Source organism: Endozoicomonas sp. SESOKO1, assembly GCF_024606265.1.
Lineage (GTDB): Bacteria > Pseudomonadota > Gammaproteobacteria > Pseudomonadales > Endozoicomonadaceae > Endozoicomonas.
The window spans coordinates 34,214-48,179 of the sequence record NZ_JAHHPP010000247.1; the positions used below are offsets into that span (position 1 = coordinate 34,214).

At 46.4% G+C, this 13,966-nt stretch carries 12 protein-coding genes; 2 read left to right on the forward strand and 10 right to left on the reverse strand.

The annotated features are described in order from the left end of the window. The 10 genes from KDK13_RS11080 to KDK13_RS11125 all read right to left on the reverse strand — a co-directional run bounded on the left by KDK13_RS11080 (position 1) and on the right by KDK13_RS11125 (position 12,742). Positions 1-1,197: a glycosyltransferase family 2 protein gene (locus KDK13_RS11080; protein ID WP_257285033.1), complete on the reverse strand. Its 1,197-nt coding sequence runs from the start codon at positions 1,195-1,197 to the stop codon at positions 1-3. Further along, positions 1,194-2,303 (reverse strand): glycosyltransferase, encoded by a 1,110-nt coding sequence (locus tag KDK13_RS11085; RefSeq protein WP_257285034.1) that lies wholly within the window; start codon positions 2,301-2,303, stop codon positions 1,194-1,196. The genes KDK13_RS11080 and KDK13_RS11085 overlap by 4 nt, the downstream gene beginning before the upstream one ends. Next, positions 2,300-3,805, reverse strand: a complete 1,506-nt coding sequence (locus KDK13_RS11090) for a Wzz/FepE/Etk N-terminal domain-containing protein (RefSeq protein ID WP_257285035.1) — start codon at positions 3,803-3,805, stop codon at positions 2,300-2,302. The genes KDK13_RS11085 and KDK13_RS11090 overlap by 4 nt, the downstream gene beginning before the upstream one ends. After that, entirely contained in the window at positions 3,795-4,307 is a 513-nt protein-coding gene (locus tag KDK13_RS11095; protein WP_257285036.1) for a hypothetical protein, read from the reverse strand. Before KDK13_RS11095 ends, KDK13_RS11090 begins: the two co-directional genes overlap by 11 nt. A 90-nt stretch (positions 4,308-4,397) precedes the next feature. Beyond that, positions 4,398-5,351, reverse strand: coding sequence for a glycosyltransferase (locus tag KDK13_RS11100; RefSeq protein ID WP_257285037.1), 954 nt, complete (start codon positions 5,349-5,351; stop codon positions 4,398-4,400). 170 nt (positions 5,352-5,521) lie between these two features. Beyond that, positions 5,522-6,082: an acyltransferase gene (locus tag KDK13_RS11105; protein WP_257285038.1), complete on the reverse strand. Its 561-nt coding sequence runs from the start codon at positions 6,080-6,082 to the stop codon at positions 5,522-5,524. Between the two features lie 619 nt (positions 6,083-6,701). Then, positions 6,702-8,096, reverse strand: coding sequence for an O-antigen ligase family protein (locus KDK13_RS11110; protein WP_257285039.1), 1,395 nt, complete (start codon positions 8,094-8,096; stop codon positions 6,702-6,704). 11 nt (positions 8,097-8,107) lie between these two features. Then, positions 8,108-9,538, reverse strand: a complete 1,431-nt coding sequence (locus KDK13_RS11115; RefSeq protein ID WP_257285040.1) for a lipopolysaccharide biosynthesis protein — start codon at positions 9,536-9,538, stop codon at positions 8,108-8,110. Positions 9,539-9,543: 5 nt separating this feature from the next. Beyond that, a complete protein-coding gene (locus tag KDK13_RS11120) occupies positions 9,544-10,644 on the reverse strand; it encodes a glycosyltransferase family 4 protein (protein ID WP_257285041.1) in 1,101 nt (366 codons plus the stop codon). Continuing rightward, positions 10,637-12,742 carry a bifunctional diguanylate cyclase/phosphodiesterase gene (locus tag KDK13_RS11125; RefSeq protein WP_257285042.1) on the reverse strand — a complete coding sequence of 702 codons (2,106 nt, stop codon included), beginning with the start codon at positions 12,740-12,742 and terminating at the stop codon, positions 10,637-10,639. The genes KDK13_RS11120 and KDK13_RS11125 overlap by 8 nt, the downstream gene beginning before the upstream one ends. Positions 12,743-13,073: 331 nt before the next feature. On the opposite strand from KDK13_RS11125, the gene KDK13_RS11130 reads away from it, so the two are divergent. Both KDK13_RS11130 and KDK13_RS11135 read left to right on the forward strand, forming a co-directional pair. Next, positions 13,074-13,406, forward strand: a complete 333-nt coding sequence (locus KDK13_RS11130; protein ID WP_209199922.1) for an STAS domain-containing protein — start codon at positions 13,074-13,076, stop codon at positions 13,404-13,406. Positions 13,407-13,602: 196 nt separating this feature from the next. Beyond that, positions 13,603-13,944 carry a hypothetical protein gene (locus tag KDK13_RS11135; protein WP_257285043.1) on the forward strand — a complete coding sequence of 114 codons (342 nt, stop codon included), beginning with the start codon at positions 13,603-13,605 and terminating at the stop codon, positions 13,942-13,944. The last annotated feature ends 22 nt before the right edge of the window (positions 13,945-13,966 follow it).

Sequence of the window (13,966 nt, forward strand, 5' to 3'; positions counted from 1 at the left end):
TTATTTTTCAGTATTTACTCGTTTCCATTGGCCTTTGGTTTGGCCTGAAAGATAGTTAATTAAGCCGATAGCCATGGCCATGTGCCCGGATACCAGGTAAAAAAGTACTCTCAATTTTCTATGATCTGGTTGTGTGCGCCGGAATATATAAAAGACAGTGATACCGTAAATGCCCAGTTGAATGATAAGAATGATCTGAAAAATAGTGTATGACTGAGACAGTAATGCTGAAGATGCCAGTGCCATAAACAGGAACACTGGCATGAATGGGCGCAGAAATTTACCGGAAAAAAAGTTGAATGCTATCTTTCCAAACCTTGGATGTAATAAGCCAGCGTGACGAATGGCCTGTTGAATATTGCCGGCCGAAATTCGCTTTCTTCGTTGGAAATCCATGTCATTACAGGCCTGCTCAAGCTCCATGGCAATGATTCTCGGGTCATAAAGGCATCGGTAGCCCTTCATGGTTATTTGTACCGGAAGGGTAAAGTCATCATTGATTGTGTCTGCGGGGATCAGGTCAAACAGCTCACGGCGAAAGGCATAAAATGCACCGTGCACACCCAGGGTTGCACCCAGTGCGCTCTCTCTTGCTTTAATGCTTCGCTGGTAGTGCCAGTAAGCCTGCTCGCCAACACTGAGTGATTGTAAAAAGTGATAGCTACCACAAATTACCCCGGTGTTTTCATTGCTTAAGTGAGCCGCTACGATTAACAGGCTGTCGTTCGATAACAGTGATGACACATCGGAAAGGGCGACCACACTGCAACGGGAGAGGCTGATGGTCTCATTCAAAGCGGCAACTTTTCCACCGTTTTCCGGTTTTTCTACTACGGATAAGTTCAGATGGCTGCATTCAGGCTCAGTCAGTGTCTCCTTTGCCAGCTGGGCAGTAGCGTCTGTACAGCCATCGCAAAACAGGATGACTTTCAATTTGTAGTCCGGGTAATCAAGGGCCGCAAGGTTTCTGATTTTATCCTGAATAGTGCCAGCTTCGTTATAGGCGGGCATGATCAGACTGATGCTAGGCAGCATATGATCAAGGGGCGTGATTTGATGATGTCGTTGATAAAAGTTGGGTAGTGTGTTTTCCAGTCCCTGTGTCATCAATTTCAGAACAATGGGATAACCAATATGGTGATACACAATCACCATGCCTGCCATGAAGAAGAGAATCAAGGCCAGCCACTCGATCATAATGGCCTCCCGCAATACAGGTCATCGTATTGACTGATCATTCTCTCCAGGTTGCAATGGTTAACCACAAAGTTGCGTGCAGACGCCTGTTTTTCTTTATTGATGCCTGAACAGAGCTGTGTTTTGAGAGCGGTTTCCAATGCCTGTGTGCTTTCAGCCTTTATCAGGATACCGCTCTGTGGATCAACCGCCTCACGACAGCCCCCCACATCGGTCATGACAACCACTCTCTGGCAAGCCTGGGCTTCCAGCGGCGAGAGTGGGAGGCCTTCTTTTTTTGAGGCGAGACAGAAAATATCAATAGCGTGGTAGAAGCCGGGCATATCATCAATGACACCCAGAAAGTGTACCCTTTGGTCCAGGTTAAGCCGACTGGTTAGCTTTCTGAGTTCATGCTCAAGTTCTCCACCACCGGCAAGAGCAAGGTGAGCACTGTCGGGTAATCTGGAAAAAGCATCAATCAAAAGATGATGGCTTTTAACCTCGGTAAAACGTGCTGCACAACCAATAATGCTCGCATCCAGGGGGAGATTCAGTTTATTTCTGGCTGCGGCTTGGTCTGCTGGCTGGAATTTATCCGTATCAATGCCATTAAGAACCACTGATGGCGTAAACAGTGGAATATGTTGTCGAATGCTTGCTGCAACCAGTTCTGCATCTGCCGCAACGGCAGGTTTGAGTAAATGGAAGCAGGCTGTTACCAGCCAGCGTCGTTTTTGCTGGTTTAGATGCCAGGCATCGTGTTCAGTATGTACATGGCCACATCCAGCCAGTTTGGCTGCGATTCCACCATAGATAAGTGGCCCTACATGGTGGGTATGAACCACATCAACATTAAGTTGCCGTAACAGCCGTGTGAGCTTCGTAACTGTCGAGAGACTCAATCCGGGAGGTTTGGTCAGAAAGTGAACCCTTTCCATGTCCTGAAGTCGTGGCCAATGCTCAATCGCTTCAGAGGGTGTTCCCTCAAGACTGATAATATGAACATTCGACGGGTTTCTGGCTTTTCGCTGTATGTCTAAAGCCATTGTTTCAATACCGCCAGGGGCAAGGTGCTGGACTATTTGTGCTACAACGGGCTGTGCTTCAACGGGAGACGCTGTCATGACGATACCTCTCCCTCATCGAACCAGTCTTTTTCCGGGTCGTAAACCAGGGTTGGCGCTGAGGGCATTGACGGTATCCTGGCCAGAACGGGGACTCCCGCAATGCGTTCAATACTATCCTGCAGTCGTAAGGTGCTATCAGATATTTCTGAAATCGCAGCCAGGCCTGAACCGATACCCAGACCGGCAAAGATGCCTGCCACAATAAATAATGACGCTGGAAGCGCATTGGGACTGCTGGGTGTGAAGGGTTCGTCGATGATTTTAACCTGTTCTGACTCCTGATAAGCGTTCAGGTCTTCCGCCACTTTTGCCATGACGTAACGGTTAAGAAAATCATCATACAGTTTTTGTTTAATGCCAAAGTCACGTTGCAGTTCAACAAGAGTCCGCTCTACTTCAGCAAACTGCTGCACTTTATTCTGGAGCTGGTCGGTTTGCTCTTTAATATTTTTCACTTCATTTTGCAGGCTGTTCACTTTGGCCTTGGCTTCCTGAACCGCCTGAAGCTGAGAGGCCAGTATGGTGGTCTGTCCTCCCTGGGGGTTATCCATTGAAACAGAGGGCGTTGATGACGCCAGGTTCCAGAGGCGTTGGACATCTTCCGTTTTTAACTGACTGCTTTCAGCAATCATTCGCTGGCGTTCAGCTTGCAGCCTGTCAAGCTCTCGTACCAGGGTCTGAACCTTGCTGTGCTTCTCGGTATAACGGGAGCGAAGCATGCTCAGTGTGGTGCGGGTGTTAATAATTCGCTCTTCAAGTTTACCGATGACGGGGTTGGTTTGCGCCAGGTTACCATTGAACTCTTCCATTGCCGCTTTGGCACCGACCAGTTCGGTCTCTTTTTCCATTAACAGCTGGCGAAGTTCTGCCAGTCTGGTGACGTTTGCCTTATGGAGTTCCGGAAGTTCCAATGCGAACTTTGCCTTGTATTCAGATAATTTTAGCTCAGCATCAGAAAGCTCCTGATGTCGAGTATCGACCTGATCCTTGAGAAACTGGGTTGAGGCAACCTGCCACGATTTTTGTGGTGCCTGAACCAGAGTGAGGAAGTGTTTAGTAACTTTGGTCAGTAGCTCTTTAATGTCGGTTCTATTCTGACTTCGATAATAGATTTTGACCAGTTCACCGCCGAAGACAACGGACAGTGAACTTGAGAGTTCATCAATGGCTTCATCTATTTGCTCCTCAGTCGATTGATAGTCGATAAACCCAACGGCTCTGGCAACGCCCTTTAATACCTTGCGGCTCTTAAGGAGTATTTGCAGTGCCAATTGCCGATCTTCCAGGTTTGTGGATATGGTGAAGTCTTCCAGAATCGGATTTAGCTCAGTGGTATTCTGAAGCAGTATGGTGGTGTGTGCCTCATAATATTTCGGGGCCATAAAACTGGCAATCAAACCAACCACCGGCATGATGAGAATAGGTACGCAAATAGTGTAACGGCGACGCCAGGCTGCGCTGAGAAGTCGGAAGAGGTTTCTCAGCATTTCATTGGACACTGTTACCTCCGGAAATATCATTTCCCACCACATGAATGGTGGCTGAATCAAAGTCCAGTTCAGGTTGGTAAACCAGCTCTATTTTGTCGCTGTATTGCGCCAGTATATTTTTGAGACTCTGTAGTCTTGCCCAGGAGTCATTCAGCGTTTTGAAGGGCTGTCCTGCAGAAGAGGGGGCTACCGAAATAATGATGTTGAGATGCTGGCTCTCGGGTAAAGAATTAAAAAAAAGATCAATCACTTGTTTATGCTGGTTATTTACCTCTAATTCCTGTTGGCTGAAATTGATGGATAGTTGACGACGGTACATATTTTTTGAAATAGGTAATGCATTTTCATTTTTATTCATTCGCGCGATGGCATCGGTAATTTGCTGTGTTGATCTTGCTTGCTCCTTCTCCATCAGGGTCTTGATATTCAGTTGTGACTGGCATCCGTAAAGGAAAGATAAACTGAAAAACATCAGTAGGGCAAAGATGCGGGATCCATATCGCTTAGTCACGGTGACTTCCCTGTTATCAGCGTCGAATGTCTATTAATTAAATTGTAGCTTCTGTTTTAAGAGGACATTAATTAAATGAGTCGTGTGTCTTTAACGTGACAAGTGGTTGATCAGTGCCTCAAGCTGGGTGGCCCTGTGCTGCCATGATTCAGTTGAAACCCTGTCCTGCCTCCTGGCTTTATCTTCTTTCTGTTCATTGGCCCTCAAAATAACTCGAGAAAATGGCTCTTTAGGTGACTGAATTGCAACGAGATTCTCATATTCTCTAGCTGCGGGAAAAGAAGTAGAAGCGATGGGAGTGCCCGACGCAAGATATTCTCTCAATTTCAGGGGATTACAGGCAGCTATCTGCTTGTTGTTTCGAAAGGGCAGCAGAGCTACATTCCAGTGCTGAATATAGGAGGGCAGTAGATGATGTGGCCTGGCTCCCAGAAAGTGTACATTTGGCAAAGCCTGAAGGGATGAGACATCGGTTTTAATATCGCCAATAAAAACAAATTGCCAGCTGGGCAGGGCAATGGCGGATTGGACCAGTATATCGGTATCCAGCCAGGCAGATATACTGCCGTAAAAACCGGCAACGGGGCCATTTTCAGGAAGATCATGGGGTCTTTCTGTTAGTGATGAAAACAGTGGATAATCAACACCGTGGGGCAGAATGATGGTGTTTGGGTGAGTAAACTTCCTGGCCAGCGTTTTGCTGACGACAAGAATCAGGTCAACCTTTTCTGCCAGCTCCTGCTCTAACGGCCTGACCATTTTATGGTCAACACCATCAAGGCCTTCAAAATCATCACCGCAGTAATATATAGAAGCCTGTTCATTCAAGCTACCCACCATATCGACGGCGTTGGGTAATGAGAGCCAGAGAATAATCTTATCAAATCCTTCCTGTTCTATTGCCCTGTTAATGTCTTTTAGTAAAAGTCGTTTGTTCAGTCGGCGAACCCATTTGAACTGGTGAAAAGGAATAACTTTGGGATTGATGATAATGGGGGGGGGGGTGCTCTGAAGTTGTTTGCTCTGGATTGCCAGTATGTTCAAGCATGGCCAGCATCTTTTGCCAGACTCTTTTTATATCCCTTAAAGAAAGCTGCGGCGACCTCATGCCAATGGAGTTTATCCAGATTACCCGATGTCTTTTCGTTAAATGACTGATCAGGTGCTGGGTACTGGAAGGTAAGCCCCCCCAGTCTTCGCCAAATACAATCAGATCAGCCATTGCTACTCTCCGAAGGCAAATCCAGTGATTTGATGACCCTGGCGGGAATTCCCCCGGCAAGAACTCCGGAAGGCAAATCTTTGGTGACAATACTGCCAGCCGCAACAATCGTTCCCGCTCCGATGGTTACGCCACCCATAACGGTAACTCCAGCTGCCAGCCATACATCATCTTCGATGATAATGCTGCCAATCTGGTCATCCGTATCCGGTTCTCCCCGGGCTCTGGCTAGCGGATCAACAGGATGCCCGGGGTAGCCAACCAGCCTGACTTTAACGGCTAACCGAACGTTATCACCAATCTCAATACGGTCACCGACAAAAATTTCATTTTGCCAGCTAATGTCTACATTATTACCAACTTTCAATTCGGGACTCTGCTCAGTGGAGGCTCTGCCACTGATGGTAGTATGGCCAGACAGTCGGCATTGGTCACCCAAAGTAATCTTTAATGGCCCAAGCAGAAGAGGCATGCCGTCGTAAAGATAGAGCTTTCCCGGGATATTGGCGAGCTGGGATTTCAACACCGGAGTCCAATAGAAAATACGAGTCAAATTACTGAAAACACCTGTAATTACTTTATGCAGGTGATACATTAATCCATGAATCGGTCTGATTACTGGGACTTCAAAATTGTGAATAGATTTTAATAGGGGAAACAGAACCTTTCCTGCCACAGAGTCTCTTTTTTTTATTTTTGCCTTCATGTTTTCCAGCATATGGTAACTCCCTGCCTTGTCTGATTTTTCTGAGTTCTCATTAATTATCATTAATTATTTGTCATGACCGGAGTATACTCAATCAATCTAGTAAACAGCTCGCCTTATATGGGGTGAATCTATTGGGTAAAGGTAATTTTTTTGCATCATTTTTTGCATCGTTGCAAGCTGGCTCAGATTGATTTACCTGATAATAACGGCAAAAAGTAACATTGAGACAGTCGTATGCCTTAAATTGTTCATTATTTACAACAAAATTGAAATTGTGGTCTGCATAATGACATTTATAATTTATCGGGCAAAGCCAGTAGAGCCAAAAGATTGAATCAAAGGTAAAAGGGGATGAAATGTTTTAGAAAGCTGTCAAATATTTAAAGATGATAAAAATATACAATGCCAGATTTTAAAAAATATTGACTGCAAATCAAGATGCAAGATTGATAGCTGGAAATTGTTATTGAACCTGCTCACGGCGGAAATGGTTATCTGTATAATTGGCAATGGCAATACTTATGGCAGTGATAATATAGACCGGCCACAGAAAACCCTGGCTTAAGAAGGTCCCGGATACGCAGAAGCCGACCAGCCCGGCGTAGGTTCCTGCTGCAATGGCTGAGATATGGGGATCATATTCTGGTGTATCTTTTTTTTGGTCCAGCCTTTTCAATGAGCCCATTATGGACATGAAAACGGTGAAAATCATAAAACCGAACAGGCCAAAACCGACAAAACCAGACTCCGACATAACCTGAAACCAGGTGCTGTGAGTAACATGAGCCTTACCCTCGGCCCGGCTATGGGTTGCATAATCCCAGTAATTGTCCAGAAAGAGATCCAGGCCAACGCCTGTCATCGGGTTCCTCACGGCCATGTTAAAAGCTGCTTCCCAGGCATGGATTCGTCCCATGGCTGACTCATCAATGCCATCCTCTGCAGCCCCACCGGATTTACGGTCGCTGATGCCGGCAGCAGCCACCAGAATCATCAAGGCAAAACTGCCAATACTAATGAGCAGCAGCTTTGATTTGATGATTCTGAGACCAAAGATACCAAACACGGCAACAGTCGCCAGTAAGCCTCCGCGGCTTTGTGTAGCAATAATTGATGAAACAAAGACGATAATACCGGTCAGGCCAAGGAGCGTCCTGAACCTGCCGGTACCTTTGGTAGAGGCGTAGGCAACGGCATAGCTCATCGGAAAGCTGAGAACCAGCGACAGATCATTAGGGTCACCCAGGCTGGTACCTGGAATAGTGACACGGGTTTCCTCAACCATACCAATACCATTGGCATTGTTATAAAGGGTGACTGCGCCAACTGCCAGACCGGAGCATATGATCATAAAGTGCGCCAGTTTGAAGTGCCAGTGCTCGGTCATCATCCACGAAATGGCCAAAACCATGATGCCAATTTTCATATACACACTGGTAAAGGCACCGAAAGCTGCTGGGGGATAGCTGGAAAATGCAATTCCAATCACAACCCAGCCGAAAAACCGGGCAAAAATGGTATGTTCGTGTCGCCAGTAGACCTTGACCTTTTCGGTCAGAAAAATATGCCAGGCCAGAACAAAGTATGAGGCCAGTGCCGTTAATAGCGGAATCTTTATGGGGTCCAGCTGTGGAAATACTTCATGAAGCCTGAAAAAGGAGAAGAGAATGAAAATCAGGCAAACCACAAAGGGTTTGCGCAGGATAAACAACAACCCCAGCGGAATCACTGCCAGCGGTAGCAGGGCTATCGGATGTGGAAATATCAGACTTGGAAGTGCCGCGAGTGCGCAGTAGGCGCTGATGGTTACGGTCTGGTAGCGATTAATAAACAGCCGCTCAAGGTTGGGTAGCTGCATCGTTAACCGCCCTAGTGCCTTAAGTACTTAATGGTGATAAAAAGCTGGCGACGAAAAAGTAGTAACTGTGAGGCACAAAACAGGAGCACTCCAGCCAGAATCATCAGGAACATTTGGGCGGCCTCATGCACCTGATCGGTCAACTGATCCCGAAGCAGCAGTAAACCCACCAGCATAATAATGGAGCTGCAGAGACTGGGTAAAAGAGCGCTCAGGAACGACGATGGTCTCAGCTCAAATGCTGGCAGAATGATTTTCAGGTGGAAAGCGAAACTGATCAGGCTAATACCAAACCAGGCCCAGCATGCCCCGGCAACACCATATTGGATCCCAACGAAAAAAGCAGGAAGAGTCAAGATCGTTAACAGCAGCGTTTGGCTGTTTTTGCCAGGTTCACCTATGGCGGTTATCCCGGTAGCCATCATTTCCGACAGCATGCGGAATGGGCTGGTCAGGCAGAGAATTTGAAACGGGACAATGGCGGCAGCCCATTTGTCAGAGAGTACCAGCGTGATCAGTTCAGGGGATATGGCACAGATACCGAGATACATGGGAAACAGCACCAGACTGGCAAGTTGCACCGATTTATGCAGATATTGCCCTGCAACAGCACGTTCTTTCTGAAGTTTGGCAAAGGAGGAAAGTCCCAGATGGTTCAGAAGCTCACCGATCTTTTCACTGGGAAGATTGGCCAGATTTATGGTTACGGAGAACACCCCCAGCTCGGCTTTGGTGAGCAGGCGGCCGATGCTGATGCTACCAAAGATATTGACGAAAAAACGCATTACATCATTAATGGTGGCTACGCCTCCGAATCCTGCCATTTTAGAAAATCCCTCGAAGCTCAATGCGGGCCTGACCCAGCACGGGGCAATAAAGTTATAGCCAACGGTCAGTGCCAGACGCATGAACAGATGTCCCAGAATCAGTGACCATACGCCGAGACCGAACGCAGCCATGGCGATGGTGACGATACTGGTCATCAGGGTCGTATAAAACTGGACTTTTTCCCGCTCTTTGAACAGCATCCTGCGGCTTGCCATGGCGTAAGGCAGGGTATGGAACATCATAATAAGGTGCTGGCAGGCTACTGCCTGGACAAGAATGGTCACTCTTGGTTCATCAAAGAAACTGGCAATAAACGGCGCAATTGAAAAGAAAATGCTGAAAAATACCAGACAGGAAACAATATTAATCGTGAATGCCTGCCTGATTCGCTTTGTGGTGAGTTCTTCTGCCTGAATGATTGCTTTACCAATACCAAAGTCTCCCATCAGTGCAAATATGCCGATAAAAGCCATCGTCATGGCCATAAGGCCATAATCATCAGGGGTCAGGAGGCGGATCAGAATCAGTGTATTGAGCCAGGTGAATATCTGCGCCACCAGGCGCAGCATAGCTCCGACTTTCAATCCTTTGATAACATTCTGGCTGAGTTCCATTTGCTTCATCCAACTGTGTGAGAGCGATCCTGTTTGTTATTAGCCAGGCTATGGGCTGGGGACTCTTTGGGTATATCTGGCCAATCGTACCCTTTTGCCTGCACGGCTTGCTGGTAAACATCAAGAATCTTTGGCAGGATCGCCTGACTTGAGTATTTATTGATAACCGTCGCAACGCACGCTTCCCTGACCTGACATTTCACGGCCTCTGGCAGTGAATACCAGAACTGCAGCAGATTGCTCATTTCATTGAGATCGCCAACCGGGGACGTCCAGCCATTGAAGCCCTGGATAATGAGGTCAGGTAGTCCTCCCAATGGAAAACTGAGGACAGGCACGCCATAAGCCATGGCTTCAAGTGCCACCATGGGTAACCCTTCAAAACGGGATGTTATACACAATAGGCCAATGTCTTGCCAATGGGCTTCCATGGACTGAACCTGCCCCATGAACATGACGTTATTGACCCGCTGCTTTTGCAGTACTTTTTCCATTGGGCCGCTGCCGTATAGCCGGAAGGGGAGATCTGGCTGGTGCTTGGCCAGCTGCAGAAACAGGTCAGGACCTTTTTCGTGACTCAACCGACCAACAAAAGCGATGGCTTTTCCCGGAGGAGGGTAATGTTCCGGAACATCCACAAAGTTATCAATCCGATGGGGAGTGCTGATCCACCTTCTGGCAATCTCTTCACTGACGGCAATATTTTCAGAAATGGGGCTGCTCAGCTGGTCAAGCAGTGAATATAACCGGACCATACCTTCACCCGGATCACCATTATGAAAGGTGGACACAATGGGCGTGCTTGTGATTACTGCAGCCAGGCGGCCAACAATACCGGCTTTGTAGCCATGGGTGTGAAGTAACAGGGGCTGCGTGTCTTTGAGCGCTGAGATCAGCCCGGGCAACTTGCCACTGAGATAGCGAAAACGGATGGCTGAGTTTATTAAGGCCTGTTCCAGGGGATGTTCAGTCTGATATTTCTGGTAAAACCAGATTTCTGCAGGCCAGCCACTGTTTTCCAGCGCTTTGCCAAGTTGGTAAACATGGGTCTCGATACCACCTGCCTGTCGGGAGTCCAGGAGTATGACAATGGGATGATCAGTCATTATTGTCTCCCAGAGTCTCATGATCTCCAGCCTTTACTGGCGTATTACCCGACAAAGCACGCTGACTTGATATGAGGCTGATAAAGTCGTGGGCGGATAGTGGCTTTCCGTAGTAATAGCCCTGTCCTTCCTGACAGCCTTTTTTAGCCAGGTAGGTTTCCTGTTCAACAGTCTCTATACCCTCAGCCAGAACTTTCAGGCCGAAGCTCTTGCCAATCTGAACAATAGCTTCAACGATCCCACAGTTTTCCCGGTTTTCAGGAAGGCCTTCGACAAAGGACTTATCAATTTTTATTTTGTCGAATGGAAACTGTTTAAGATAACCCAGAGAGGAGTAGCCCGTTCCAAAGTCATCAATAGCCAGCGTTACCCCTATGCTTTTGATATTCTGGAGTTGGGCTTTCGATGCTTCCAGGTCATCAATAATGGAGGTTTCTGTCACCTCAAGCTCCAGAGTCCCAGGGGGGATCAGGTATTTATTCAGTAAAAAGGCAATACGATCAGCAATTTTTGGATCCTGCAGCTGAATGGCCGAGAGGTTGACTGCCATACGCAGGTTTTGGTAACCGTCACGATGCCACTTGTTTAGCTGTTTGCATGCATTTTCCAGAACCCAGTCACCAATAGGAATAATATCAAGACTGTGTTCTGCCATGGGAATGAACATATCCGGAGAGATCAACCCTTTATCCGGGTGATTCCAGCGCAGCAAGGCCTCTGCTCCCACCAGCTCACCTTGTTGATAGTTGAACTGAGGCTGAAAGGCCAGGCTGAGTTCGCCGTTTTCAACGGCCTGATGGAGGTCCATCTCCAGGCGTTTGCGCTGGCGGATTTCGGTATCAATAGTAGCGACATAGAACTGGTAACGATTGTGGCTTCTGGACTTGGCCATGATCATGGCAAATTCAGCCTGTTGCAGTAATGTGTCGACATCCTCTCCATCATCAGGAAAGAGTGTTATTCCTACGGTAGCACTGATAGTCAGCTGCTCATTGTTAATCCCGAAAGGCTTGTCAAGCTGCTTGATCAGAGACTGAGCCATTTCAGCAGCCTCATAGGGTTGCTCTATCCTTGATTGAATAATGGCAAACTGATCTTCACCTAATCGGCCAATATAGGCTTTATTACCGATGCAGTTTCTCAGCCGGTCCGAGATTTTTACCAGAATATGCTCGGCAGCATTGAAATTTACCTGGGCATTTAATGATTTAAAGTCATCCAGTCCGAGACAGAGAATGGCAATGTTTTCATGCTTTTTTGTGGCCTTTTGGATAAAGGTATTGATCTGGTTCTGTATGGTGCGGCGATTTGGCAGTCTGGTCAGGTAGTCATATTGAGAGAGTCGCATGATGCGGGCTTCTGCTTTTTGACGCAGACTGTGATGGTAGTTAATGGACGCTAACAGTTTATTGGCTGTTCTGACCCATAGTCCTAATTCATTATTCTCATTACCTTTAGGTACAGGCAGTTGCTGTTGTCCAGGTTCTTCAGGGTTAATGCTTGATAAATGGCGAATCAAACGATTCAGGGGACGAGTCAGCAATGTTGTGCAGATCAGGTACATCAACAGGGCCATTGCTATAGCCCGGATTATCCCGGCGAATACCACAACGACGGACCTTTGAATAAACGCCTTACCTTCATAGGCAGTATCAATGGAGAGAATCAGTTCCCCAAAGTGCTCTTTCTCTGATTCATTGCCATACAGTGGTCGGCGGTATACACGGATGGGGTCAAAAATGTAGTCTGAGAGGAGGCGGTAGCGGGAAGCAAAAATGGGTCTTTCCACCATGGCCAGATTTGACGTATCGTCCAGACGTATTGCTGCCACCTGTACTGATTTCATTTCCAACAGACCATTCAGCACTTCCTGTCCCATGTCGGTATCAAGACGATAAGCAGCCTTGCTGGCAGGGTCATGAATCATTGCCAGCATTTCCCTGGCTTTTCGATCAATATCAGCGTTGGACAGGCGAGCATCCAGGAAGACCTGAACAAGGCTTAAAAAAACGCCTAATATACAGGCACAGAGAAGAATCGCCTTCAGCAGTTTGATGGACAGTTGTTCTTCAGAATGAGTGCCCTTCTGTGTATCCATAAAAATAACTTAAAATGTTAGCCATTGATTCAGGGTTATTTGGATACAGCTTCATTTCTGAATGCATTTAGGCATATTGTCTGGTTGGTGTTATTTACAGGCTTATGATTTAACTATAGGGTTTACTTTGATGTGTATTCTATAAAAAAATGGAATTTTTTTTTAATTACTAAATCATTTTTTGTTATTCTTATATTAATTGAGTAGAAACACTTTTAAAGAATACGTGTTTGTTCTTTTGTCTAATCTAATTAAATGTGTGCTGTTTGAAATTCTGTTTTACTTTTATTAGACCGATAATAAGAAGTGTTGGAGTTGGGAGTAACGGGTAATGGATTACGCGACTTATCAAGCCAGTAGCTGTGACATTATTGAATTGCATAATAAATTCAATGCAGAGACAGTGAATGAGGTAAGAGGTCACTTTGATCATTTAATTAAAGAGTGTGCAGGGGATGTCCTTGTTGACATGAGTTCTGTTAATGAACTTGATTCTTCAGGCATCGGTGCCCTGGTTTTTCTTTATAAGCGTCTAAAGACAGAGAGTAGAAATCTTGGATTGCTTGGTGTTAATGGAAAGCCTGACGAGTTATTGACAATGCTCAGGATTAACCAGACGATCAAGCAATATGAGAGTATTGAAGAATACCTGTCAAAAAAATAAATTATTTTTATTTTTTTCTTATTTGACACCGGTTGGAAAACCTGCCGGGTATCTGCTTATTTATCTTTTTTTTCCTTTTCTCTCCTCATGTGTAATTCTATGGCCGCTTCATGCTGACCGTGATTATAGCCTTTCAGTTGATGAAAAACGCAATGTCAGGGATATTGACCGATCTTATGTAATTAACTTATTGGAGATGAGCCAATCCAGATACCTGGAGCTCAAAAAAGCAGGTGGTGAATATTGTCTTCCCGGGCAGATGAGCATAATCAATGATCAACACCGGCTTATTATATATGAGATTGATGGCGATCTTCTGGGGGACGCCAGTAATCGATTAAGCGAATCATTTTCTGCCCTGGAAAAGGTTCGTTTGATGATGGAAGCGATGGCTGAAGATGGAGGATGCCCTTTACAGTATGCGGCAGGGATGATTCAAAAGGGCCATGAACCATTACGGTCTCGCGATTCTGTGCTGGGGCTTTCAGACTGGCCAAGACCCGCAAATTTAAGACTGTTTATGCGGGGGCCTCAATGAAGACGCTCTATTGCACAGCTCT

What these genes read in the sequence shown, in the direction of transcription:
- KDK13_RS11130 (WP_209199922.1), top strand. Translation starts at nt 13,074, where the DNA reads ATGGATTACGCGACTTATCAAGCCAGTAGCTGTGACATTATTGAATTG.
- KDK13_RS11120 (WP_257285041.1), bottom strand. Translation starts at nt 10,644, where the DNA reads ATGACTGATCATCCCATTGTCATACTCCTGGACTCCCGACAGGCAGGT.
- KDK13_RS11080 (WP_257285033.1), bottom strand. Translation starts at nt 1,197, where the DNA reads ATGATCGAGTGGCTGGCCTTGATTCTCTTCTTCATGGCAGGCATGGTG.
- KDK13_RS11135 (WP_257285043.1), top strand. Translation starts at nt 13,603, where the DNA reads ATGAGCCAATCCAGATACCTGGAGCTCAAAAAAGCAGGTGGTGAATAT.
- KDK13_RS11115 (WP_257285040.1), bottom strand. Translation starts at nt 9,538, where the DNA reads ATGGAACTCAGCCAGAATGTTATCAAAGGATTGAAAGTCGGAGCTATG.
- KDK13_RS11125 (WP_257285042.1), bottom strand. Translation starts at nt 12,742, where the DNA reads ATGGATACACAGAAGGGCACTCATTCTGAAGAACAACTGTCCATCAAA.
- KDK13_RS11085 (WP_257285034.1), bottom strand. Translation starts at nt 2,303, where the DNA reads ATGACAGCGTCTCCCGTTGAAGCACAGCCCGTTGTAGCACAAATAGTC.
- KDK13_RS11110 (WP_257285039.1), bottom strand. Translation starts at nt 8,096, where the DNA reads ATGCAGCTACCCAACCTTGAGCGGCTGTTTATTAATCGCTACCAGACC.